This is a genomic window from Amycolatopsis sp. NPDC024027 (assembly GCF_040638975.1).
Classification (GTDB): Bacteria; Actinomycetota; Actinomycetes; order Mycobacteriales; family Pseudonocardiaceae; genus Amycolatopsis.
The window spans coordinates 15,613-38,361 of sequence record NZ_JBEZYY010000031.1 but is presented as its reverse complement, the minus strand read 5'-3'; the positions used below and the strand labels follow the sequence as shown (position 1 = coordinate 38,361).

Annotated in this window: 16 protein-coding genes; 7 read left to right on the top strand and 9 right to left on the bottom strand. The window is 72.2% G+C overall.

Going from position 1 to position 22,749, the window contains the following annotated elements:
- Positions 1 to 38: 38 nt before the first annotated feature.
- The 3 genes from AB0F52_RS45555 to AB0F52_RS45545 form a co-directional block, all read right to left on the bottom strand.
- On the bottom strand, positions 39 to 2,720 hold the full coding sequence (locus tag AB0F52_RS45555; RefSeq protein ID WP_360184834.1) for a GNAT family N-acetyltransferase: 2,682 nt from the start codon (positions 2,718 to 2,720) through the stop codon (positions 39 to 41).
- A 2-nt stretch (positions 2,721 to 2,722) separates the two neighbouring features.
- Entirely contained in the window at positions 2,723 to 3,892 is a 1,170-nt protein-coding gene (locus AB0F52_RS45550) for an acetoin utilization protein AcuC (protein WP_360184832.1), read from the bottom strand.
- Between the two features lie 500 nt (positions 3,893 to 4,392).
- Positions 4,393 to 5,238, bottom strand: coding sequence for a sulfurtransferase (locus AB0F52_RS45545; protein WP_360184829.1), 846 nt, complete (start codon positions 5,236 to 5,238; stop codon positions 4,393 to 4,395).
- Between the two features lie 214 nt (positions 5,239 to 5,452).
- Between AB0F52_RS45545 and AB0F52_RS45540 the strand changes: the two genes are divergently transcribed.
- From AB0F52_RS45540 to galE, 3 genes are all read left to right on the top strand, one after another.
- Positions 5,453 to 6,169, top strand: a complete 717-nt coding sequence (locus AB0F52_RS45540) for a metal-dependent transcriptional regulator (protein ID WP_013224289.1) — start codon at positions 5,453 to 5,455, stop codon at positions 6,167 to 6,169.
- On the top strand, positions 6,166 to 7,350 hold the full coding sequence (gene galK, locus AB0F52_RS45535; RefSeq protein WP_360184826.1) for a galactokinase: 1,185 nt from the start codon (positions 6,166 to 6,168) through the stop codon (positions 7,348 to 7,350). The genes AB0F52_RS45540 and galK overlap by 4 nt, the downstream gene beginning before the upstream one ends.
- Positions 7,351 to 7,449: 99 nt before the next feature.
- Positions 7,450 to 8,430: a UDP-glucose 4-epimerase GalE gene (gene galE, locus AB0F52_RS45530; protein WP_360184824.1), complete on the top strand. Its 981-nt coding sequence runs from the start codon at positions 7,450 to 7,452 to the stop codon at positions 8,428 to 8,430.
- Positions 8,431 to 9,581: 1,151 nt separating this feature from the next.
- On the opposite strand, the gene AB0F52_RS45525 is transcribed toward galE, so the two are convergent.
- Positions 9,582 to 10,634 carry a DUF4192 domain-containing protein gene (locus tag AB0F52_RS45525; protein ID WP_360184821.1) on the bottom strand — a complete coding sequence of 351 codons (1,053 nt, stop codon included), beginning with the start codon at positions 10,632 to 10,634 and terminating at the stop codon, positions 9,582 to 9,584.
- Between the two features lie 157 nt (positions 10,635 to 10,791).
- The gene (locus AB0F52_RS45520; RefSeq protein ID WP_360184818.1) at positions 10,792 to 11,646 is read right to left on the bottom strand and encodes a M23 family metallopeptidase; all 855 of its coding nucleotides are present in this window, start codon (positions 11,644 to 11,646) and stop codon (positions 10,792 to 10,794) included.
- Positions 11,647 to 11,741: 95 nt separating this feature from the next.
- On the opposite strand from AB0F52_RS45520, the gene AB0F52_RS45515 reads away from it, so the two are divergent.
- Together AB0F52_RS45515 and AB0F52_RS45510 are read left to right on the top strand one after the other, a co-directional pair.
- A complete protein-coding gene (locus AB0F52_RS45515; RefSeq protein WP_360184815.1) occupies positions 11,742 to 12,854 on the top strand; it encodes a sensor histidine kinase in 1,113 nt (370 codons plus the stop codon).
- Positions 12,851 to 13,492, top strand: a complete 642-nt coding sequence (locus AB0F52_RS45510) for a response regulator transcription factor (RefSeq protein WP_360184977.1) — start codon at positions 12,851 to 12,853, stop codon at positions 13,490 to 13,492. Before AB0F52_RS45515 ends, AB0F52_RS45510 begins: the two co-directional genes overlap by 4 nt.
- A gap of 4 nt (positions 13,493 to 13,496) precedes the next feature.
- Here the strand turns inward: AB0F52_RS45510 and AB0F52_RS45505 are convergent, their stop codons facing one another.
- The 3 genes from AB0F52_RS45505 to AB0F52_RS45495 all read right to left on the bottom strand — a co-directional run bounded on the left by AB0F52_RS45505 (position 13,497) and on the right by AB0F52_RS45495 (position 17,422).
- On the bottom strand, positions 13,497 to 14,894 hold the full coding sequence (locus tag AB0F52_RS45505; protein ID WP_360184812.1) for an FAD-binding oxidoreductase: 1,398 nt from the start codon (positions 14,892 to 14,894) through the stop codon (positions 13,497 to 13,499).
- A gap of 63 nt (positions 14,895 to 14,957) precedes the next feature.
- Positions 14,958 to 15,623 (bottom strand): YdcF family protein, encoded by a 666-nt coding sequence (locus tag AB0F52_RS45500; protein WP_360184810.1) that lies wholly within the window; start codon positions 15,621 to 15,623, stop codon positions 14,958 to 14,960.
- The gene (locus tag AB0F52_RS45495) at positions 15,623 to 17,422 is read right to left on the bottom strand and encodes a Xaa-Pro dipeptidyl-peptidase (protein WP_360184808.1); all 1,800 of its coding nucleotides are present in this window, start codon (positions 17,420 to 17,422) and stop codon (positions 15,623 to 15,625) included. The genes AB0F52_RS45500 and AB0F52_RS45495 overlap by 1 nt, the downstream gene beginning before the upstream one ends.
- 84 nt (positions 17,423 to 17,506) lie before the next feature.
- Between AB0F52_RS45495 and AB0F52_RS45490 the strand changes: the two genes are divergently transcribed.
- Positions 17,507 to 19,054: a DUF4139 domain-containing protein gene (locus AB0F52_RS45490; RefSeq protein ID WP_360184806.1), complete on the top strand. Its 1,548-nt coding sequence runs from the start codon at positions 17,507 to 17,509 to the stop codon at positions 19,052 to 19,054.
- Positions 19,055 to 19,467: 413 nt separating this feature from the next.
- Complete coding sequence (locus tag AB0F52_RS45485; protein ID WP_360184803.1) at positions 19,468 to 22,224, top strand: AAA domain-containing protein; 2,757 nt, start codon at positions 19,468 to 19,470, stop codon at positions 22,222 to 22,224.
- 66 nt (positions 22,225 to 22,290) lie between these two features.
- Here the strand turns inward: AB0F52_RS45485 and AB0F52_RS45480 are convergent, their stop codons facing one another.
- Entirely contained in the window at positions 22,291 to 22,722 is a 432-nt protein-coding gene (locus AB0F52_RS45480; RefSeq protein WP_360184800.1) for a CBS domain-containing protein, read from the bottom strand.
- Positions 22,723 to 22,749 lie beyond the last annotated feature (27 nt).

Sequence of the window (22,749 nt, the reverse complement as noted above, 5' to 3'; positions counted from 1 at the left end):
TTGCGTTCCGTGGCGCCTTCCTGACCGGAACAAGGTTCTCAGTCCTGGGGGTTGATCGCGCGCAGCCGGCGCGGACCGGTGTCCGGCCGGGACGGCGGCGCCCCCAGCACCACGCGGGCGTTGGCGGCGAAGGCGCCGTCCGGCGAGGCCAGGATCGGGTCCAGCACCAGCGACCGCACCTCCGGGTTGTCCTCGGCCAGCGCGGCCACGCGCAGCACCATGTCCTGCAACGCGGCGAGGTCGGCCGGCTCGTCGCCGCGGTAACCGGTGAGCAGCGGCGCCGTCCGCGGTTCGCGCAGCAGCGTCGCGGCGTCGACGTCGGTGAGCGGCACGGCCCGGTAGGCGCGGTCGCCGAGCAGCGTGCTGACCAGCCCGGACAGCCCGAACGACACGAGCGTGCCGAACGACGGGTCGTCCTGCAGCCCGATCACGCACGACAGGCCCTTGGGCGCCATCCGCTGGACGTACACCTCGTCGTCGCGGGAGACCTCGCGCAACGTCTCGTAGGCCGTGCGCACCGAGTCTTCGGACGCCAGGTCGAGCCGGACACCGGCCAGGTCGGGCCGCCCGCGCAGCCGTTCGTCGACCGCCTTGAGCGTCACCGGGTAGCCCAGCTCGGCCGCCGCCGCGACCGCGTCGTCCACAGTGGACACAATGCGGAAGGGCACGACCTCGATGCCGTAGCACTCCAGCAGGCGCACGACTTCGGCGTCCGAGAGCATGGTCGTCTTGCCGCTGTCGGCCTCCAGGATTTCGTGCACGATGCCCTGCGCCTGTTCGGTGTGGATCCCCGCGGGGCGCACCAGGTTGCCCTGCGGGCGTTGCCGCCACGCCGCGTACCGGATGACCCGGGCCAGGGCGTTCACCGCGCGTTCGGGGCTCGGGTACGACGGGATCGACCCCCGCGTCGGCACGCCGTCGCCGGACAGGACCGCCAGTTCGTCCGGAACGCCTTCGGCGGCGAGGAACGTCGAGACGATCGGCTTGCGCTGGCCCAGTTCGACGACGGTCTCCCGCAGGGCCCGCGCGTACGCGGTGCCGGGGATCGCCACCGGCGGCGCGAACACGACGACGAGCGCGTCGGTCTCCGGCGAGGTGAGGGCCTCGCGGACGGCCTTGGCGAACTCCTCCGGCCCGGCCTGCGGCCCGACGTCCACCGGGTCCGACGCCAGCCGCAGGCCCTGCATCCGCGCGGTGTCGGCGGCCAGCAGCCCGATCGCGCTGGAGTTGCCGACGATGCCGACCCGCGGCCCGGCGGGCAGCGGCTGGTGGGCGAACACGAGCGCGGTGTCGAACAGCTGCGCCAGCGACTCGACGCGCACGACGCCGGCGTGCTCAAACAGCGCCTGGACACTGGCCTCGTCGATCTCCGTCGACGTCGCCGCCAGCTGCGGCCGGACCGCGTGCCGCCCCGACTTGACCGCGACGATCGGCTTCGTCCGGGCGAGCCGCCTCGCCAGCCGCGCGAACTTGCGCGGGTTGCCGAAGGACTCCAGGTACAGCAGCACCAGGTCGGTGTCCGGGTCGGTTTCCCAGTACTGGAGCAGGTCGTTGCCCGAGACGTCGGCGCGGTTGCCGGCCGAGACGAACGTCGACAGGCCGAGGCCGCGCGCTTCGGCGTCGGCGAGGATGGCGGTGCCCAGCGCACCGGACTGGCAGAAGAAGCCGGTGCGCCCGCGGCCGGGCAGCCGCGGCGCGAGCGTGGCGTTCAGCCGGATCCCGGGCGCGGTGTTCAGCACGCCGAGCGCGTTCGGGCCGACCACGCGCATGCCGTGCGCCCGCGCCTCGCCGACCAGCCGCAGCTCGGCGTGCAGGCCGCGCGGGCCGGCTTCGGCGAACCCGCTGGACAGGATCAGCAGCGTCTTCACGCCCTTCGCCAGGCAAGCGTCCAAGACGGACTCGACGGCCTCGGCGGGCACCGCGACGACGGCCAGGTCGACCGAGTCCGGGATGTCCAGCACCGACGGGTACGCGCGGACGCCGCGCACCGAGCGGTGCTCCGGGTTGACCGGGTAGACGGTGCCGGTGAACGCGGCGGCCAGCAGGTTCACGAAGGCGACGTGGCCGACCTTGCCCGGCTCGGCGGACGCGCCGATCACCGCGACCGAGGACGGGTGCAGCAGGTTGTGCACGCTGCGGGCCTCGGCCGCCTGTTCACGGGACCGCGCGACGGCGAGGGACTCCTCGGTCGGGTCGATGTCGAACTCCAGGTGCAGCACGCCTTCCTCGATCTCGCGGCTGACCTGGTAACCGGCGTCGCGGAAGACCCGCACCATGGCGGCGTTCTCGGCGAGCACCTCGGCGACGAACCGGCGCAGCCCGCATTCCGACGCGGCCGCGGCCAGGTGCTCCAGCAGGATCGAGCCGAGCCCGCGGCCCTGGTGCACGTCGCTGACGACGAAGGCGACCTCCGCCGACGGCCCGTGGTCGAGCCGTTCGTAGCGGCCGACGGCCACGATGTCGTCACCCAGGAAGGCGGCGAACGCCACCCGGTCGTGGTGGTCGACCGTGGAGAAGCGCTTCAGGTCCTTCTCCGGGATGCGCGGGTAGGCGCCGAAGTAGCGGAAGTAGCGGGTGCGCTCGGAGAGCTTCGCGTGGAAGGCGACAAGACCGTCGGCGTCGGTGGGCACCACCGGGCGCAGGTGGACGGTGCCGCCGTCGGACAGCACGACGTCGGCCTCCCAGTCGCGGGGGTAGTCGAAGGGATCTCGTCCGGCCATGGTCAGTCCCTGGGGTCGTCCGGATCGAGGCCGTGCAGCGGGAAGACGGCGCGGCGGGTGTCCCGGACGGCGACGTCGACCGGGTCGTCCTCGCCGTCGCCCCACGGCTTGAACCCGGTGTCGCGCTCGTCGGTCATCGCCGGTGGCAGCTCGGCGTGCGGCGCGGCTTTGCCGACCGTGGCGACCCATTCGGGCGGCAGCGGCGTCGCCGGGTCGACGTCCCGGTCGAGGACGGTGGCGATCAGGTGCGTCCACGACCGCGGCACGACCCGGATCAGCTGGTACCCGCCCCCGCCGACGGCGATCCACTTCCCGCCGGCGTAGGTCTCGGCGAGGTCGCGGAGGGTGGCGTAGATGGTGCGGTGCCCGTCGACGCTGAGCGAGAGGTCGGCGAGGGGGTCTTCCTCGTGGGAGTCGACCCCGCACTGGGTGAACAGCAGCTGCGGTTCGAAGTCGGCGAGCAGGGACGGGACGACGGCGTTGAAGGCCCGCAGCCACCCGGGATCCCGCGTGCGCGGCGGCAGCGGGACGTTGACGGAGGTGCCGTCGGCCTTCCCGCGGCCGGTTTCGGCGGAGTAGCCGGTGCCGGGCCAGAGCGTGAAGGGGTGCTGGTGCATCGAGATGGTGAGGACGCGCGGGTCGTCGTAGAAGGCGGCCTGGACGCCGTCGCCGTGGTGGACGTCGGTGTCGATGTAGGCGATGCGGTCGAAGCCGTGGTCGAGCAGCCAGGAGATGGCGACGGCACAGTCGTTGTAGACGCAGAAGCCGGCGGCCTGGTCCCGCATGGCGTGGTGCAGGCCCCCGGCGATGTTGACGGCCCGCCGGGCTTCCCCCTCGGCGACCTTCCGCGCGGCGAGCAGCGTGGAGCCGACGACGAGGGCGGAGGCGTCGTGCATGTCGGAGAAGACGGGGTTGTCGGAGGTCCCGAGCCCGTGCCCGACATCCCACCCGACGAGCGGAGCCTCCCGCACGGCGGCGAGGTATTCGGGGGCGTGGATCCGGAGGAGCTCTTCGTCCCCGGCGCCGGTGGGGACGAGCAGTTCGACGTCCCGGAGCACGCCGAGCTCGGTGGCCAGCCGGACGGTGAGCTCCAGCCGGACGGGATTGAAGGGGTGATCCCCACCCAGGTCATAACCCAGCAGGGCACGGTCCCAAACAACGGCCGGCGACATACCGCCCGACTCTAGTGCCGATCGGGGAGATAGGTGGGCTGGAAGGTGCGGCAGAGGCTGGGTGCGGGCTGGTCGGGGGGCGAGGTGGGGTCTTGGTGGGCGGGGGTGCTTTGGCTTGGCGCGGGTCGCCGGGCTTGGCTGGCCGCGGATGGCTCGGCGAGCGTCGCGGAGCCCAGCTGGCGCGGATGGCTCAGCGAGCGTCGCCGAACTCGGTCGGGCGCGGATGGCCGTGCATGGTGCCGGTGCGACCCAGGCGGGCGGGCTCCGGCTCGGCGAGCGTCGCTGAACTCGGTCGGGCGCGGATAGCTCAGCTAAGCGTCGCCGGACTCGGCTGAGCGCGGATGGCCGTGCAAGGCGCGGGTGCGGCCCAGCTGCGCGGGCGTGCTTCAGCTCGGCGAGCGTCGCCGGGGGGAGGTCGGCCGGGCACGGACGGCTCAGCCGGGTCGGCGAGCGCGGCTCAGCCTGGGCCGTCACCCTCTCCGGGTCGGGCGCGCCGTGGCTCAGCCGGGCAGGGTGCCTGTCGCCGCCGGGCGGTGGGGGTCGCGGGACCAGTGGGACCACGAGCCCGCGTACAGGCCCGCGCCCGGGTGGCCGGCCAGCTCCAGGGCCAGGACCACCGAGCTCGCCGTCACCCCTGAGCCGCAGTAGGCGCCGACCGGTTCGCCCGGGCGCAGGCCCAGGCCCGCGAACCGCTCCGCCAGCTCGGCCGGTGGCCGCCAGCGGCCGTCGGCGGCGGTGTGGGCCGAGAACGGGGCGTTCACCGCTCCCGGGATGTGGCCGGCCCGGGGGTCCACCGGCTCCGTCTCGCCCGCGTACCGCGGGGTTGCGCGGGCGTCGAGGAGCAGGCCGTCGCGGGCCAGGGCGGCCGCTTCGTCCGCGTCCAGGACCGGCATGCCTCCCGGGTGGATCGTGATGTCGCCTGGCTCCGGCCGCGGCTCCTCCGTGCTTGTCGGGTGTCCCTCGGCCGCCCACGCCGCGTAACCGCCGTCGAGGACCGCGACCTCGTCGTGGCCCGCCCAGCGCAGGAGCCACCAGGCCCTCGCCGCCACCGAGCCGTCCGCGTCGTCGTAGGCCACCACCGGGGTGCCCGTCCGGATGCCGGCCGTGCGCAGGTCGCGCTGCAGATCGGCCGGGTCGGGCAGGGGGTGCCGGCCGCCCTCGCCCGGCTCGCCGGCGAGCACGCTTTCGAGGTCGGTGAACACCGCGCCGGGCACGTGCCCCTCCCGGTAGGACTCGGCGCCGGGCGGGCCGGCGAGCCGCCAGCGGACGTCGAGGACCACGGGGCGGTCCCCGGCCGGGCCGGCCAGCGCGGCGGCGAGGTCGGTGGTGCTGATCAGCGGACGCATGCCTCCCATCTTCCAGCGGCCGCCCGCCCGGCCGCGCCGGGGTGCGGACATATCCCCCACCGGCGAGTTGTTACCGATCCGGCCAAAAGCAGGCCGTCCCCCGCTCGGCACGTAACCGTTGCCACGAAGTCTTCGGCCGTGACTGTGGCCGGATTGGTAACCATCGGCGCTGTAGCCCCGAGGCCCGCCGCCGCTGCCGGGGTCAACGACTACGATGAGCAACGCGGACGAAGGGGACAGCGTGAACGATCTCATCGACACCACCGAGATGTACTTGCGTACCATCTACGAGCTCGAAGAAGAAGGTGTCGTTCCGCTGCGCGCCCGTATCGCCGAGCGCTTGCAGCAGAGCGGCCCGACCGTGAGCCAGACCGTCGCCCGGATGGAGCGCGACGGGCTGGTCGTGGTCGCCGACGACCGGCATCTCCAGCTCACCGACCACGGCCGGGAACTGGCCATCGCCGTGATGCGCAAGCACCGCCTCGCCGAACGCCTCCTCGTCGACGTGATCGGGCTCGAGTGGGAGCACGTGCACAACGAGGCCTGCCGGTGGGAGCACGTGATGAGCGAGGCCGTCGAGCGCAAGCTGGTCAAGCTGCTCGACCACCCGACCACCTCCCCCTACGGCAACCCCATCCCCGGCCTGGACAAGCTGGGCGACGGCGACCCCGCGCCGCCCGCGGAGGCCGACCTCGTCCGGCTCGACGAGTTCGCCCGCACCGGCGGCGGCCGCGTCGAGATCCGGCGCATCGCCGAGCACGTCCAGCTGGACGAGTCGCTGATGACCGAGCTCAAGTCCGTCGGCATCGTGCCCGGCGGCACGGTCACCGTCGGCAAGGCCACCGGCGGCACCATCGAGGTCACCGGCGGGGACACCACCGCCCAGGTCGCCAGCTCCGCGCTGCACGCCGTCCTGGCGCAGGCCCGATGAGCCCCGCAACGGACGCCGTGGCGGCGTTCCGCACGATCCACGGCAAGGCGCCGGCCGGCGTCTGGTCGGCGCCCGGCCGCGTCAACCTGATCGGCGAGCACACCGACTACAACGACGGCTTCGTGCTGCCGTTCGCCCTGCCCCACCGGCTGGCCGCGGCGGCTTCGCCCCGCGAAGACGGCGTGCTGTCCGTGGCCACCCTGGGCGACGACGGCCAGCTCCAGCGCTCCGGCGAGCTCAAGATCGCCGACCTGGCGCCGGGCACCGTCGACGGGTGGGCCGCGTACCCGGCGGGTGTCGCCTGGGTGCTGCGCGACCAGGGCTTCGCGAACGGGGCCGACCTGGTCATCGCCGGGGACGTGCCGTCGGGGGCGGGGCTGTCCTCCTCCCACGCGCTCGAGTGCGCGGTGTCGCTGGCGCTGCTCGGGCTGGCCGGCCTGGAGCTGGACGGCAGCCGCGCCGACGTCCCGACGCGGCCCCAGGTCGCGCGGTGGGTGCAGCGGTCGGAGAACGACTTCGTCGGCGCCCCCACCGGCCTGCTCGACCAGACGGCCTCCCTCTGCTGCACCGAGTCCCACGTCCTGTTCCTCGACGTCCGGTCGGGCGAGCAGGAGCAGGTCCCGTTCGGCCTCGCCGAGGCCGGGCTGCAGGTGCTGATCATGGACACCCGCACGAAGCACTCGCACGCCGAGGGCGGGTACGGCGAGCGCCGCCGCGGCACCGAACGGGCGGCGGAGCTGCTCGGGGTGAAGGCGCTGCGCGACATCACCAACGAAGGCCTTTCGGACGCTCTCGACCGGCTGCCGGAGGACCTGGTGCCGCTGGTGCGGCACGTCGTCACCGAGAACCAGCGGGTGCTCGACACGGTCGAACTGCTGCGCGCCGGACGGCTGGCCGACATCGGGCCGTACCTGGACGCCTCGCACGTCAGCATGCGCGACGACTACCGGATCTCCACGGCCGAGCTGGACCTCGCGGTCGACTCGGCCCGGGCGGCCGGTGCGCTCGGCTCGCGGATGACCGGCGGCGGCTTCGGCGGCTCGGCGATCGCGCTGGTCCGCGACGCGGACCTGGAGCGCGTCAAGGAGGCCGTCGAGGCGGCGTACGAGAAGGCCGGCTACCGGCGGCCGCGGATGTTCACGGCGGTGCCCTCCCGCGGCGCCGGCCGCGACGAGCTCTGACGCCGCGCGGGTCCGCCCGGGGCAACCCCCGCGCGGACCCGCGCGTCGGCTAGAGGGAAGACTGTGGAACACAGTCACCCTCGGCAGGAAGGCCTGAACGTGTCGGAGCAGAGCAACGCCCTGAAGCTGGTCGTGACGGGCGGAGCCGGGTACGTCGGAAGTGTCTGCGCCGCCCGGCTGGTCGAAGCCGGGCACCAGGTCACCGTCGTCGACGACCTGTCGACCGGGCACGCCGACGCCGTCCACCCGGACGCGCGGTTCATCGAAGGCGACGCCGCCGAGGTAGCGGGCAGCCTGCTGCGCGAAGGCTTCGACGGCGTGCTGCACTTCGCGGCCAAGTCGCTGGTCGGCGAGTCGATGACGGAGCCGGCGAAGTACTGGGAAGGCAACGTCGTCACGTCGCTGCGGCTGCTCGAGGCCATGCAGGAGCACGGCACGCCCCGGCTGGTGTTCTCCTCGACGGCGGCGACCTACGGCGAGCCGGAACAGTCGCCGATCCCGGAAACGGCGCCGACCCGGCCGACCAACACCTACGGCGCCACGAAGCTCGCCATCGACGCGGCGATCACCAGCTTCGCCGGCGCGCACGGCCTGGCGGCGGTGAGCCTGCGCTACTTCAACGTCGCGGGCGCGTACGGCGCCTTCGGCGAGCGCCACACCACGGAAACCCATCTCATCCCCCTCGTCCTCCAGGTCGCCACGGGCGACCGCGAGCGCATCCAGATCTTCGGCGACGACTACCCGACGCCGGACCACACGGCGGTGCGCGACTACATCCACGTCGTGGACCTCGCGGACGCGCACCTGCTGGCGCTGAAGCACGCCACCGCGGGCGAGCACCGCATCTACAACCTGGGCAACGGCACTGGCTTCTCCGTTCTCGAGGTGATCGAGGCCTGCCGCGAGGTCACCGGCCACCCGGTGCCGGCGGCGGTGGCCCCGCGCCGCGCGGGCGACCCGTCGGTGCTCGTGGCGGCCAGCGACCGGGCCCGCGAGGAGCTGGGCTGGAAGCCGGAGCGGACCGACCTGGCCGGGATCGTGCGGGACGCCTGGGCATTCACCCAGGCACGGCGAGGCTGATTTCTGCGCTGATCGACGGGCGGCGGGCCGGGCTCTGTGCCTGGGCCTGCCGCGCCGGCGGAGGTTCGGGTCTCGGTGGCGGTGGGCGTGGCGAGCAGTGGTCTCGCGTGCGGCGGGCTGGTTTGACCGGCCCACGCGGCGAGGTCCTCGGACCCAGGCCGAAGCCAGAGGGACCGGCCCAAAATGCCCAAGAATGCACCCCTGGGCACGAGCCGGAGCGATCGGCCTGGCCCGATTCGCTCGCGACACCCGGGAATCCACCCAGCCACGGCGAGGCCGACCCGTCCGGATCGACGGCAGTCGACAAGCTGGGCCTGCGCCTGCCGCGCCGCCGGATGGCTGGCTCCCGGTGGGGCGCTGGGGCAAACGGACACCGATCTCGCGCCTGACGGACTCGGCGGCCTGCCGGTGCTCGCGGCGGCCAACCACAGGGCGGCGAGTAGCCGGGCTGGAGGCCGAAGCGGGCCGGCCTAGCCGGAATCGCCCGTGGCGCCTCGGAACAAACCGAGTCACGGCGAGACCGACCCCCGGCCCAGTCCGACAGCGCGCCCGGCAGGCCGGGCTCTGTGCCTGGGCCTGCCGCGCCGCCGGATGGTCGGGTCTCGGTGGTGGGGTTGGGCCGGTGGGTGTGGCGAGCAGTGGTCTCGAGTGCGGCGGGCTGGTTTGACCGGCCCTTGATCGGCGCTTCGAGAGCCTTTAGCCCTGGCCTAAGTCGGAGGGAACCGATCCAGGACGCCCGGGAATCCATCCCGCCGCGAGGGACTGGGCACGAGCCGGAGCAGATCGGCCTGGCCCGAATTGCCCGCGACACCCCGGAATCCACCCAGCCACGGCGAGCCGACCCGTCCGGGCCGACGGCAGTCAACAAGCCAGGCCTGCGCCTGCCGCGCCGCCGGATGGCTGGCTCCCGGTGGGGGCTGGGACATGTAGGCATAGTGGGCCCGGCATCGAGACCGGCGGTCTCGGGCAACCGGCCCACGATCCCGCACCCCGGCACCCCGGCACCCCGGCCGAAACGGACCGAACTGACCGGAACCGTGTGGGGCGCCTGGAATCCACCCAGTCGCTGCGAGGCCGACCCTGCGCTGACCGCCGACGGCCCGCGCCCTGCGCCGCCTCGTGCTGGTGCGCCAGCCGACGGGCTTGGCGGCTCATGCCGCTTGGCCTACGTCGAAGTCCGCGGGTTCCAGGCCGAAGCCTGCGAGGGGGCCTGCTGCCGCCGCTGCCAGGCCGCGGATGACCTCCGGTGGCGTTCCCGTGTCCAGGACCCTTCTCAGCAACGAGGCCAGCGCATGGTCCGGGGCCGCCTCCAGGGCGTTGTCCAGGGCCATGCCCGCGAATGCCCCGTCGCCGCGCAGGTACGCCGTGAAGCCCAGCAGGGCCGCCGGTTCCGCTCTCTGCGGGGGTGGGATCTCCCGGACCAGCGTCAGCCAGAGGTGCTCGGCTTCGCGCGCTCCCGTGGTGGCCGGGGGTACCGCCATCGCCAGGCACAGGTCTCGGATTTCCGGCAGCTTCAACGCGTTCGCCAGCAGCACGGCTTCCTCGTCCGTCGGTGGCCCGTCGCCGCGGCGCCGGCGGTCGAATGCCGCGCGGACCACCGATGCCGCGTCGTTGACGCGGGTTGCGTCGGGCCAGGGCGGGGATGGCAAGCGGGACAGCTGATCCGCGCGGCGGGCCAGTGCCTCCGGTGACCGAGGGGCCAGCAGTGCCTCGAGTTCCTCGCGGCTGTCGAACGCCACCGTCCCGCACTCGGTCGCGGCCGCCGCCACGACCGTCGAGCGGGGGTCCGGCAACGCGCCGGCGCATTCCTCGCTGCGGTAACACGCCCAGGGTGCGCCCGTCCTGATCGCGGACGTCCACAAGGCGTGCAGCACCGGAAGGCCGATGTCCTCCAGTGCCCGCACCAGCTCGTCGATGAAACCCTTGTGCGGTGGCGGCTTTCCCGGTCTTCGCCGGCCGCCGACGATCACCAGGGTCAAGCCGAGGTGGCAGCCCGCGGCGAACCGCTCCGCCAGCGCTCGCGCCTGGCGGACGCGGTGTTCGCGGCGAGGCAGGTCGCCGCGCAGGATCAGGCCGGGGCTGTCGCCCGGGTAGAGGTGGCCGAGCAGGACGATGGACTTCGCGGGCCTGAACCCCATCAGGTACGGGAGCGCGGTCAGCAGCTGTGCGGGGTTCCGGAGGTCGGCCGGGGTGGTTGTGGTCATGCCTCCACTGTGGGGCAGGCCGGGGCCGGATGGGGCGGTGGCGGGAAATCTGTGGATGGCGGGGGCCGATGTGGACGGAAGCCGCCCGGCGGGGCCGGGCGGGGCGTTCCTGTCGGTGGGGCGGGCTATGCTGCCCGGCCCCACCGGCCGGACAGGTTCAGCCGCAGTGCTCGAACCCGCTCTCATAGGTGTTGCTGCCCACCGAGCCGCCCCACTTCACGCAGGTCGAGTCGGCGGTCTTCTTGACCGGCCCGGCGTAGTAGGTGAAGCTGCCGGAATCGGTCGTCCGGGTTCCGCCCTGGACCTCGAGGAACGCCGCGACCGCGCTGGCCGTGCCGAGCGATGTGGCCTTCAGCGTGGTCACGCAGTTCGCCTTGGTGGAAGCGTTGTACAGCAGGTAAGCCGTGCCCGAAGAGTTGGCCAGCGCCTGCTGGTCCACGACCGAGAAGCCGTCGCCGCACACCTCTTCGGCGGAGTAGGGGTTGCCGCCGCAGCCGTTCTTGCTCGTGAAGTCGGTGTGCGCGTAGTAGGGCACCGCAACACCGTTCAGCTTCGCCTTCTGCACCGCGCCGTCGAGGATCTCTTCGAAGTGCAGGTGCGGCCCGGAAACGCCACCGGTCGCGCCGGCCTTGCCGATCTCCTTGCCACCGGCCACGGACGCGCCGACGGAGACTTCCTGCACCGACAGGTGCGCGTACCGGGTCTTCCAGCCGCCGCCGTGGTCGACCTCGATCCACTTGCCGTAACTGGTGGCACCCTTGTCCTCCACCCGGGTGACGGTGCCGGACGCCGCCGCGAGCACCGGCATGCCGGTGATGCCGTCCTTCTGGAAGTCGACGGAGTACTGCGGGTTGTGGTCGCTGAACGTCGCCGCCTTCACCGTGACGCCGCACTTGAACGGCACCTGGAAGTTCGGCGCGGCCGAGGCGGTCGCCTGGCCGGCGAGGGTGAGGCCGAGCGCGGGCAGCGCCGCGGCGGCGGCGAGCAGGGCGAGCCGTCGCAACCTGGACATGGGGGAACCTCCTGACAAACGGGACAACTTGACCCCACGAAGGGAAGTCCCAGTCGGTACATTTTCCGTACAAGCACCCGCGGAGGACTGCCGAAATGACGACCCGACCAGCCACGTTCCCCCGAGTCCAAGGCTGGTTGCGCTGGGCGCTCGTCGCGGTGCCGATGGTCGCCGCCATGCCCCGGGCGGACCTGCGAGCCTGGCTGCTGATCGGGTTGACCCTCGCGCTGTCGATCCCGTTGCTGTGGATCCACGACGCCCGCGTCCGACCGCTGATGACGGCGCTGCCCCTCGCCGTGATCGCGAGTACGGGCGCACTCTGGGTGCTCCTGCCGAGCAGCTGGGCGTCGGTGGCGATGTTCAGCACCACGTTCTTCGTGGTGCTGAGGCATTCGACGGTGCCGATCGTGCTGGCGGTCGCGCTCGACATCGCGGCGATCACGGCCGGGGCGGCCCGCTACGACGTGTGGAAAGGCGCTCTGTCGACGTACGCGGTCCTCGCCGTGATCGTGCTGATGGGGCTCAACCGGCGGACCCGCCTCGCCCGCATCGAGCAGACCGAACTGGCGCTGGCCCGCGCGCAGACCGCCAACGAGGAGCACGCCCGCGCGGCCGCGCTCGCCGAACGCACCCGCATCGCCCGCGAGCTGCACGACGTCCTGGCGCATTCGCTGGCCGGGCTGGCGCTGAACCTGCAGGGCGCGCGGCTGATGCTGGTGCGCGACGGGGCGAGCCCGGACGCCGTCGCCCAGATCGAACGGGCGCAGACGCTGGCGTCGGAAGGCCTCGCCGAAGCCCGGAAGGCCGTGGCCGCGCTGCGCGAAGACGCCGTGGGTGTCGAACGCGCGATCGCGGACCTCCTCGCCGCGTACCGGCTCGACAGCGGTGCCCGCGCGGACCTCGAGATCAAAGGTGGACCGCGCGAACTGGACCCGTCCGTCGGCACCGCGCTGGTCCGCGCGGTGCAGGAGGCGCTGGCCAACACCCGCAAGCACGCGGCACAGGCCGAAGTGGACGTCACGCTGCACTACGCCGCCGGGTCGGTGGAGCTGACCGTGGCCGACCGGCAGGGCAGGCGGCCGCCGGCCGCGCCGGCCGCAGGCTACGGTTTGCGCGGGATGGGCGAACGGGTCGCGCTGCTCGACGGGCGGCTGGAGAGCGGACCGGGGGAGGACGGATGGCGGATTCACCTGACGGTGCCGGCGTGACGCTGCGCGTCGTGCTGGCCGACGACCAGGCGGTGGTCCGGGAAGGCCTGGTCACGCTGCTCGGGCTGCTGCCCGGGGTCGAGGTGGTCGGCGCCGCCGCCGACGGCCTGGCCGCGCTCGCGCTCGTCGCCGAGCACCACCCCGACGTCGTGCTGGTGGACCTGCGGATGCCGCGCTGCGACGGCGTGGAGACCACCCAGCGGATCCGCGCCGAACACCCCGGTACCGAGGTCGTCGTGCTGACCACCTACGCCGACGACGAGTCGCTGCTGGCCGCGTTGCGCGCCGGAGCTCGCGGGTTCCTCACCAAGGACGCCGACGCCGAGTCCATCGCGCGGGCGCTGCGCTCGGCGGCCGCCGGTCAGTCCACAGTGGACGGCGAGCTGCAGCGGCGGCTCGTCGAAGCCGCCGCCCGCAGCGCCCCGCAGCGCGTCAAGGAGGTCGAAGGCCTGACCGCGCGCGAGATCGAGGTGCTGCGGCTGATCGCGGCGGGCCTGTCGAACACCGAAATCGCCCGCACCCTGGTGGTCAGCGAGGCGACCGTGAAGACCCACGTGAACCACCTGTTCGCCAAGGCCGGGCTGCGCGACCGCGCGCAGGCGGTCGCGTTCGCCTACCGGGCGGGCATCGCCGGCTGATCCCTCACGGCGCGGGCAGGATGTTCGCGTTGTGGTGGAACACGTTGTGCGGGTCGTACGCCGCCTTGATCCGGGCCAGCCGCTCGTACTTTTCGGGCCCGTACGACGTCCGGACGCGGTCGGCTTCGTACTCGGCCATGAAGTTCACGTAGCCCGCCGAGTTGGACGAGACCGGCACCAGCGCTTCCCAGAACTCGCGCACCCACGCGCGGTCCACCGCGTACGGCTCCGGCTCGGTCGCGAGGGAGTCGATGTTGATCAGGATGCTCTCGCGCCGCGGGCCGCCGAACGCCGTCGCGTCGTCGGCCACCTCCGTGAAAGCGCCCCGCATCGAGAAGATCGGCATGATCGACAACGGGGACGTCTTGCGCGGCAGGAAGTCCGCGATCACCTCGATGACTTCGTCGGTGAAGCCGTCGGCGTAGGCGGCCTTCTCGTAGGCGAGGATGCCCCACGGCGCGGCGCCGTCGAGCATCCGCTGCAGCTCTACGTAGGGGATCGGCGAGACGAACTCGAACAGCGGCGCCGGCCCGGACCGCGCCGCCCGGACCGCTGCGGCGTGCTGTTCCTCCCCGTCGAAACCGGCGATCAGCACGGCGTACCCCGGCCGGAACCGGAACGGCTCCGGGACGAAGGGCGCGGGCGGCGCGTTGAGCCCGGCGACGAGCACCCCCAGTTCGCCGGGCAGCGTCCGGAGCAGCTCACGGGCGTGGCGCAACGCGGCCACGCCGTCGTCGAGACCGTAGAAGAACAGTCCCAGGTGGACGATCGGGCCGACCGGGTGCAGCCGGAATTCGAACTCGGTGACGACGCCGAAGTTGCCGCCGCCCCCGCGCAGCGCCCAGAACAGGTCGGAGTGCTGTCCGGCGGACACGCGCAGGATCTCGCCGTCGGCGGTGACGAGCTCGACCGAGACCAGGTTGTCGCACGACATCCCGTACTTGCCGGTGAGCCAGCCGAAGCCGCCGCCGAGGGTCAGCCCGCCGACGCCGGTGTGGCTGATGGTGCCGCCGGGGACCGCGAGCGCGTGCTCCTGCGTGGCCGCGTCGAGCTGCGCCCAGGTCGTCCCGCCGCCGCAGCGGACGGTGAGGCCGTCCGGGTCGACGTCGATCGCGCCGAGGGAGCTCAGGTCGAGGCAGAGACCGCCGTCGACGACCGCGGCGCCGCCGTAGTTGTGCCCACCGCCGCGCACCGAGACGTCGAGACCGGCTTCACGCGCGTACGCGAGCGCTGTCGCCACGTCCGCGGGCCCGGCGGGCCGCACCACCACCGCGGGGCGGCGGTCGATCTCCCCGTTCCAGACCGACCGCGCGACGTCGTAGCCGGGGTCGCCGTCGGTCAGCACGGCTCCGGACAGCTGGGTGCGCAGGCTCTCCAAGGCGGGTTCGGCGGTCGAGGTCATGGCGGGTCCTCTCGCAGCGGACGGAACGCCGGTAAGTCGCCTGACCTGCGACGACCGTTACATTCAGTGATCGTCGACGCGGACAGTGACCAGCCGCTGCGTGAACCCGGCGTCGACCAGCCTGCCGAACGCCCGCTCGACGCCGGGCGGGACGCGCTGCGGGATCGCGAAGCCCCGCTCGGCGTATTCGGTGATCCGCTGGGTCTCGCCGACGAGCATGCCGATCACCCGGTCGGCCTCCTCGCTGCCGGCGACGTAGTCCTCCAGCGAGCCGCCCTTCGCGGCGCAGACGAGGTCGGCTTCCGGCCACAGTCGCTTGGCCGTCGCGTACGCCCGGCGCTGCTGGTAGGGCCGCGAAACGAGCGTCACGGTCCGGACCGCGATCCCCCGCTCGGCGAGCAGCCGCCGGGTGAACACGATGTTCTCCCCCGTGTGCCGGGCCTCGGGTTCGACCAGGATCGCCTCGTCCGGCACCCCGAGGTCCAGGGCGATCTCGCGGTAGTGGACCGCCTCGCCGCGCGGGAAACGCTCCAGCGTCGTCGGGGCGTTGGCGCCGGTGAAGACGATCAGCGGGAAGCACCCGGCGTGGAACAGCTCCGCGGCGTGGACGGCCACGCCGGGGTCGCGGCTGCCGAGCCCGATCCCGACGTCCGACCGCCGCGGCTCGTGCCGCAGGTCGTGGTAGTCCCACAGCGTGCGGACATCGGCTCGGAGGTGCTCCGGCAGCATCAGCCGAACGCGGCCCGCAGCGCCGGCTTGCCGCCCGTGACCGGGAGCGTGACCGACGACTTCGTGAGGTCGAGCGCCAGTCCGGCGCCCGGCTTGGGCCGCAGCGTGTAGTCGTGGTCGCTGGAGGCGAGCAGGAACTCCAGCCGGTGGCCCGCCGCGAGGACGTAGTCCTTCGGCATCAGGTCGACGCCGATCCGGTAGGTCTGCCCGGGCGTGACCGGCTCGGTGCGGGCGGGCGACGTGCGGTTCTGCGGGTCGGTCCAGCCGCGGCTGATCACGTGGGACGTGCCGTCGGGCGCGCGGTCGAGCAGGATCGCCGAGACGTTCGCGGCGGGCCGGTCGAACGCCAGCGCCAGGTCGGCGCGAGCGGTGCCGGAGAGGCGTACGGACTGCTTCGCCGCCGGAGTCGCGTACAGCAGGCGGTTGCCGGACGACGCCAGACCGGCCAGCTGCTCGATCGTCTTCGACGAGTCGTCGGCGAGGGTTTCGGCGGCCGCCGTGCCCGGTACCGGGTTGCGCGTGTCGATCGCGCCCTTCGACCGGCCGCCCGGCCACGGGTACACGCGGACGTCGGCGGTGCCCGGCGCCGGCCAGTCGGCCTCGTCGGTCCACGACAGGTCCTCGCGCTGGATCGTCGCCTTCGGCTCGTTCTGGATGCCGTTGTCGATGCCGTAGAGGTAGTGCGACATCCACTTGTTCAGCGTCGCGAGCCAGACGTCGCGGCGCAGCGAGTACGGGTCCGCGTGCCCGGACTGGTGCAGCCAGATCTTGTGCTCGACGCCGCGGGCCTTCAGCGCCTCGTACCAGGTCGCGACCTGCTCGGACTTGACGTTCCAGTCGTTGAGGCCGTGCACCGCGAGCACCGACGCGCGCACCTTGCCGACGTCGTTGCGGTAGTTGCGGACGTCCCAGAACGGCGTGTAGTCGCCGGTGACCCGGTCCTGGTCGCGGGTCAGCCCGTCGATCACCGGGCGGCAGACCTGCCGGTCGGCGCGGGTGTACACGTACTCGGCGAGCACGTCGGCGTCCTCGCCCTGGAACCCACCGGCCGCGACGACCGCGCCGTCGTGGCGGTAGTACTCGTACCAGCTGGAGATCGCCGCGATCGGCACGATCGTCTCCAGGCCGGCGACACCGGTGCTGGCGACGGCGTTGGGCAGGGTTCCGTTGTAGGACACGCCCATCATGCCGGTCTTGCCGGTGCTCCAGTCCGCCTTCGCCGCGGCGCCGGCCGAGTCGCGTGCGCTCGTGCGGCCGTTGAGCCAGTCGACGACCGAGCGGGCGCCGATCGTCTCGTTGACGTCACCCGTCGTCGGGCAGCCGGTCGAGAGGCCGGTGCCGAGTGATTCGCCGTAGACGACGGCGAACCCGCGCGCGGTGAAGTAGTCCTGGTAGCGCCAGGTGATCGGGGCGGCCGGCCCGACGCCGTGCGCGGCGACCCGCGGGCCTTCCGGACCGCGGGCGTACCCGGGCGCGGACAGCTCGACGTCGACGTCGTGGTTGGCGACGTCGTTGCCGCCGGCGTAGTACGGGCTGGCCTGGTAGACGACGGGCACCTTCAGGCCCTGCTGGGTCGCGCGCGGGCGCACGACCTGGGCGTGCACGAGGTCGTCGGTGCCGTCGTGGTCGCTGTCGACGGGCGCGGTGACCCAGACGTCTTCGCGGACGACGTCGGCCGGGTCGAACACCGGTTGCGCCTGGCCGCCGGTGAACACCGGCGACGGCGGGGCCGCGGCTTCCGCGGCGACCGAAGTCAGCGGAAGGGCGAGCACGGCGGCGAGCAGGACTGCGGCTTTCACTCAGGACCCCCAAGCCGGGCGAAGCGGACGACTGAAGACACTTCCGGCCGCCCGCGGGGGTGTCAAGAGACTAACGTCGGAGGCATGCCGACCGTCGAAGCGCCGATCGCCGCCGTGACCGTTTACCCGCAGCAGGCGCGGATCACCCGCCGGGGCAAGGCTCCGCTCGACGGCGGGCCGCGCCTGACGTTCGCGGGGTTGCCCCCGGCGCTCGACCCGGCTTCGGTGCGCGTCACCGGCACCGGGCCCGCGCTGGTCACCGGCGTCGACGTGCGCACCGAGTGGCACGCCGACCCGGCCGACCCGGCGTTGCAGGCACTGGTCGAGCAACGGCGGGCCGATCAGGCGACGCTCGACGGCGTCCTGGACGACGAAGCGGCCGAAACGATGAAGGTGGATCTGCTGACTTCGCTCGCGAAGCGCAGTGGCGGCAGCTTCGCGAAGGCACTGGCCAACGGCACCGCCGAACCTTCGCGCGTCGCGGAGGTGACCGACGCGCTGAGTTCGCGGCTGGCGTCGGCGTTGAAGGCACGCCGGGTGCTGAGCGAGCGGATCGAGCGGCTGCGCGAGGACCTCGCCGCGCTCGACCGGCGGATCGAAGCGCAGGGTGCGCAGACCGGGCGGGACAGCACGTCGGTGGTCGTGGAGCTGGAGATCTCGGACGCGGCCGGGAGTGCCGAGCTCGAACTGTCCTATGTGGTCCCCGGAGCGAGCTGGGAGCCGGGCTACGACATCCGGGTGCGCGGCACCGAAGTCACGGTGGTGTCGTACGGGCTCGTCAGCCAGTACACGGGCGAGGACTGGCCGGAATGCGAGCTGGCGCTGTCGACGGCCCGGCCCGCGGTGTCGGTGGTGGTGCCGGAACTTTCGCCGTGGTACCTGGACCGCGTGCACCCGCTCCCGCCCGCGGCGGCCTACGGCGGAGCGGGCGGCGGGGCCCCGGAAGGGATGCGGAGGGGTTTCGCGGCGTCGTCGATCTCTTTGGCGCCGAACCTGGCGTCGGTCGAGCAGGGAACGACGGCGGTCACCTACCGGCCTCCGCGGCCGGTGGCGGTGCCGTCCGGCGCGCAGGGACACCGGACGACGCTGGCGCAGCTTTCGCTCACGGCCGACCTGGGTTATGTGACGGCGCCGGTGCTGGCGGAGGAGGCGTACTTGCGCGCCACGGTGGAGAACACGTCGGAGCACGCCCTCCGGCCGGGACGCGCTTCGGTGTTCCACGACGCGGAGTTCGTCGGGACGACGGTGCTGGAGCCGTGGGCGCCCGGAGAGGAACTGGAGCTGGCACTGGGCGTCGACGACCGGATCCGGGTGGAGCGGGAACTGGTGTGGCGGACGGCTTCGAAGGCGACCTTGTCGGGGCAGAAGCGGCGGGAAGCGGAGTACCGCATTTCGGTCGTCAACCACGGGCCGCGGGAAGCCGTGGTGACGGTGCTGGATCAGGCGCCGGTTTCGCGGGACGACACGATCACGGTGAAGGAGGTGAAGACGTCGCCGGACCCGGTGGAGACGTCGGCGCTGGGTGAGTTCACGTGGAAGCTGACGCTGGCGCCGGGTGCCACGGGCGAAGTGAAGCTCTCGTATCGCGTGGATGTCGCGAAGGGCGTGGAGCTGACGGGTTGGCGGGAGTAGCCCGATCTGCTCGCGCCGGAATTCGTTCCGCACCGGCCGATCCTCCTGAACTCGTGACGGATCGGACACCAGCCGTTACGGTGGTGCCCGCACGGGGCCGTCGGGCAGGGGGATTAGTGGGTCGCAAACCGGGTTACGAAGACTATGCGCAGTTTCGGCTCAAGTACAAAAAAACCTGTGGCTTCTGCGGGCAGCAGCTTTCCGTGGGGCAGCAGGTACTCGGCCAGCGCCAAGAACCATCCTGGGACATCGTCTGCCTCGGCTGCGGGCTCGATTCACCCGCCGTTTCCCCCGCGCCCGAACCGCGGCCGGAACGATCGGAGCCGGCTCCCCGCGGCCGGGTGCCGGCTGCCCGCCGGGAACCACCTCCTTCGGCGTGGTCCAGGCTGATCGGATACCACCGGTCCTGCGTCGTGCACGAATCCCTCACCGCTCCGGTTCCGCTGCACCGGCGTGATCGGTGGACCCCGTTCCCGCTGTCCTTCGAGACGGTGCTCTGCGGCGGAGCCACGCAGCTTCCGGCTCCGGCACCGGTTTCGAAGCTGTTCGAGGACCTCGCTCCCCTCGAAGGCGTCTTTTACGGGTGGCCGACCCTCGTCGTCCGGGATCGACGCGGGCGGCCCCACGTCGCCTCTCTGTTCATCCGCGGTCTCGACGAGCCGGAATCGGCGCCCGGGGGCCCGACCGCGATTCCGCTGAACAGCGAACTCCCCCACATCAACACCGCGCTGCTCGGCCCAGAATGGTTCGATCCGGAGCTGCTGGGCGACGTGGCCACCGTCCTCGCCGACAAGGTCATCGGCTTCGGCGTCGCCACGGCGATGACCGACGTCACCCGGCGGATCCTCACCGCGTTGGGGCTGCCGGACGCGGACATCGACCCGCGGGGGCTGCACCGGTCGCCCGACGAGGACGACTTGTGGCGTCCTCAGGAGGCCGGGGTGTTCAACCTGGCCATGGCGTTCAAGGGCGAACTCGACTACGCGGTGCGGGGCCTGGTCAAAGACCTCGACTGGATGGCCCGCGCCGACGATTGGCAGGACAGCGCCGCCCGCTTCCTCTTCGAGACGTGGACCCCCGAAGCCCCCTTACCGCTCGAAGCGGGGCCGATCCGGTTGAACCGTGCGCAGGAGCACGCGGTGTCCGTCGCCGCGACGAGCCCGCTAACCGTGATCACCGGCCCGCCCGGCACGGGGAAGAGCCAGACGGTCACCGCGATCATCGCGGAAGCCTGGCGGCGTGGCGAATCCGTGTTGTTGAGTTCGACCAACAACAAACCAGTCGACGACGTCGTGACCGGCAAGGCCGCGCAGCTCGACCGGGCGCTGGTGCTGCGCACCGGCAACGCGGAAAAGCGTCAGGAACTCGGCTCCGCGCTCACCGAACTGGTGGATGAGGCCGCCGGTCGCCCGGTGGGCAGTGGCTTCGAGAACCTGGCCGAGGTGACCAACGACCGGCGCTGGGCCGAGCTCGATCTCCAACACCACGCTGAACTGGGCGGACAAGTGTTGACGGCGGCCGTCCACCGTGACGAGCTCCGGGCGCGGACGTGGCGGCACCAGCTTCCCTCCCCGACGCATCTGCCCGGCATCGAGAAGCTGGCGAACCGCGTACTCCGGACGCGCTGGCGGTGGTTGCGCCGTCGCCGTGACCGGAAGTTCCGCGGTTTCGCCGCCATCACCGATCCCACGGTCGGAGCCGAGGAGGTGGTGGCCTGGTTCGCCGCCGAACGCACCTTCGACCACCACTATGGCGAACTGCGACGGTTTCTCGAGGATCACCCGGGAGACTTGCCGGCGCGGCTCGAGGACACCGACGTGCTTTGGCGCGAAGCCTCGGAAAGCCAGGTGCGTGAGCTGGTGCGGCTCGGCATCACGGGCGGCTCGTCCGTGCTTCTCCAGCTGAGCGAAGCGTTGACCGAGGAGCTGCGCTGTCATGACCTGATGAAGGGAGCGCTCCGGCACGCCAAGGGCTGGGCGACTTCGGCTTTGTCCACTCGTCCGAACTTCGCCTGCAGCGCGGCGCAGATCGATCTGGTGGTGATCGACGAGGCCAGTCAGTGCAGCCTCGCTCAGGTGCTCCCGCTGGCCTACCGGGCGAAGCGCCTGGTGATCGTCGGAGATCCGCACCAATTGCCGCCGGTGGTGACGGCGGACCCCGGCCAGCTGCGCTGGCTCGCCCAGCAGAGCGGCACCACACACCCGGACTTGGCGGCCCGGCACCACACCTACGGGGACGACTCCGCGTTCAGCGCCTTCGCCGCGCGGTTCCGGCCGGAACCGCTCCTGCTCGACGAGCACTACCGGTGCCACCCGGACATCATCCGGTTCTGCAATGAAGAGTTCTACCGGAACCAGCTGAAAGTCCTGACCAGAGTCGAGTACCCCGAGGGCGCCCGCCGGGGAATGCACTGGCACGAGGTTTCCGGCCGCACCCGGCCGGGTCCCACCGGGAGCGTGATCAACGAGATCGAAGCACAGGCCATCGCCGATTGGCTGGCCACTGCTGATGTGGCGGCTCTCGGCTCGGTGGGTGTCGTGACTCCGTTCCGAGCCCAGGCGAACCTCATCGAGCGCCTGCTGGAGAAGGCCGGTCCGCATCAGGTCGAAGTCGGTACGGCACACACTTTCCAGGGCGGCGAGCGTGACACGATCCTGTTCTCCACGGTCGTGTCCGAAGGAGCTCAGCCGGGCACGATCGGCTGGCTCGAGAGCCAGCGCAACCTCATCAACGTGGCGGTCAGCCGAGCCCGGCGCGAACTCGTCGTGTTCGGGAACGACCGGGCGATCCGGGAACACGGACCGCGGACGCTGCGGGCGCTGGCCGAGATGACGTCGGGCAGGTCCTCGGCGTCGGCAGCCCCGCCGAGCGCCATCGTCCGCCGTCTGCACGCGGCCCTCACGGCCCGCGGCATACCCGCGGAACTGGGGCGCACCGTGGAGGGCTACCCCATCGCCATCGCGATCACCGGCCGCTCCGGCACCTTGATCGACTTGGAGGTGAGCGAACTGCCCGACGGCGACCCCGGCGGCGGCCTCCAGCGTGCCTTCTCCCTGCGGGACAGCAACCTTCGCGCTCTCGGCTGGCAGGTCCTGCGGATACCGGATTGGCAGGCGTACCTCGAAGCCGGCGAAGTCGTCTCAACCGTACTGCGGACGGCCCGGGCTTGACGGGAACACCGAGGCGGGCACGCACCGGCGATCAGCGGATCGCGCGGTGCGTACCGCACCGGAAGCTCAGCCCTGCGCGATGTAGGCCTGCAGCTGTTCCTGGCTCTGCTCCAGCTGTTCCATCCGGTTCTTCACGACGTCCCCGATGGACACGATCCCGGCCAGCCGGCCCTCGGCCAGGACCGGGACGTGGCGGATGCGGCGTTCCGTCATCAGGACCGACAGCTGGTCCACCGAGTCGTCCGGGGTGCAGCTCGCCACCAGTTTCGTCATGATCTCCGACACCGGGCCGTCGAGCAGGCCCGGGCCGTGTTCGTTCAGGCGCCGGACGACGTCGCGTTCCGAGACGATTCCCGCGATCGAGCCGTCCGGGGCGACGACCACCATCGCGCCGACGTTGTGGTCGGCCAGTCCGGCCAGCAGTGTGGTCACCGTCGTCTCCGGGGTGACCGTTGCGACCGCCGACCCCTTCGTGCGCAGCAGATCCGCAATCCGCATGGCGATCCTTCCCGTCGGTGAGCTGGA

Coding starts and splice junctions, on each gene's coding strand:
- AB0F52_RS45555 (WP_360184834.1), bottom strand. CDS start 2,720: ATGGCCGGACGAGATCCCTTCGACTACCCCCGCGACTGGGAGGCCGAC.
- AB0F52_RS45550 (WP_360184832.1), bottom strand. CDS start 3,892: ATGTCGCCGGCCGTTGTTTGGGACCGTGCCCTGCTGGGTTATGACCTG.
- AB0F52_RS45545 (WP_360184829.1), bottom strand. CDS start 5,238: ATGCGTCCGCTGATCAGCACCACCGACCTCGCCGCCGCGCTGGCCGGC.
- AB0F52_RS45540 (WP_013224289.1), top strand. CDS start 5,453: ATGAGCAACGCGGACGAAGGGGACAGCGTGAACGATCTCATCGACACC.
- galK (WP_360184826.1), top strand. CDS start 6,166: ATGAGCCCCGCAACGGACGCCGTGGCGGCGTTCCGCACGATCCACGGC.
- AB0F52_RS45525 (WP_360184821.1), bottom strand. CDS start 10,634: ATGACCACAACCACCCCGGCCGACCTCCGGAACCCCGCACAGCTGCTG.
- AB0F52_RS45520 (WP_360184818.1), bottom strand. CDS start 11,646: ATGTCCAGGTTGCGACGGCTCGCCCTGCTCGCCGCCGCCGCGGCGCTG.
- AB0F52_RS45515 (WP_360184815.1), top strand. CDS start 11,742: ATGACGACCCGACCAGCCACGTTCCCCCGAGTCCAAGGCTGGTTGCGC.
- AB0F52_RS45505 (WP_360184812.1), bottom strand. CDS start 14,894: ATGACCTCGACCGCCGAACCCGCCTTGGAGAGCCTGCGCACCCAGCTG.
- AB0F52_RS45500 (WP_360184810.1), bottom strand. CDS start 15,623: ATGCTGCCGGAGCACCTCCGAGCCGATGTCCGCACGCTGTGGGACTAC.
- AB0F52_RS45490 (WP_360184806.1), top strand. CDS start 17,507: ATGCCGACCGTCGAAGCGCCGATCGCCGCCGTGACCGTTTACCCGCAG.
- AB0F52_RS45480 (WP_360184800.1), bottom strand. CDS start 22,722: ATGCGGATTGCGGATCTGCTGCGCACGAAGGGGTCGGCGGTCGCAACG.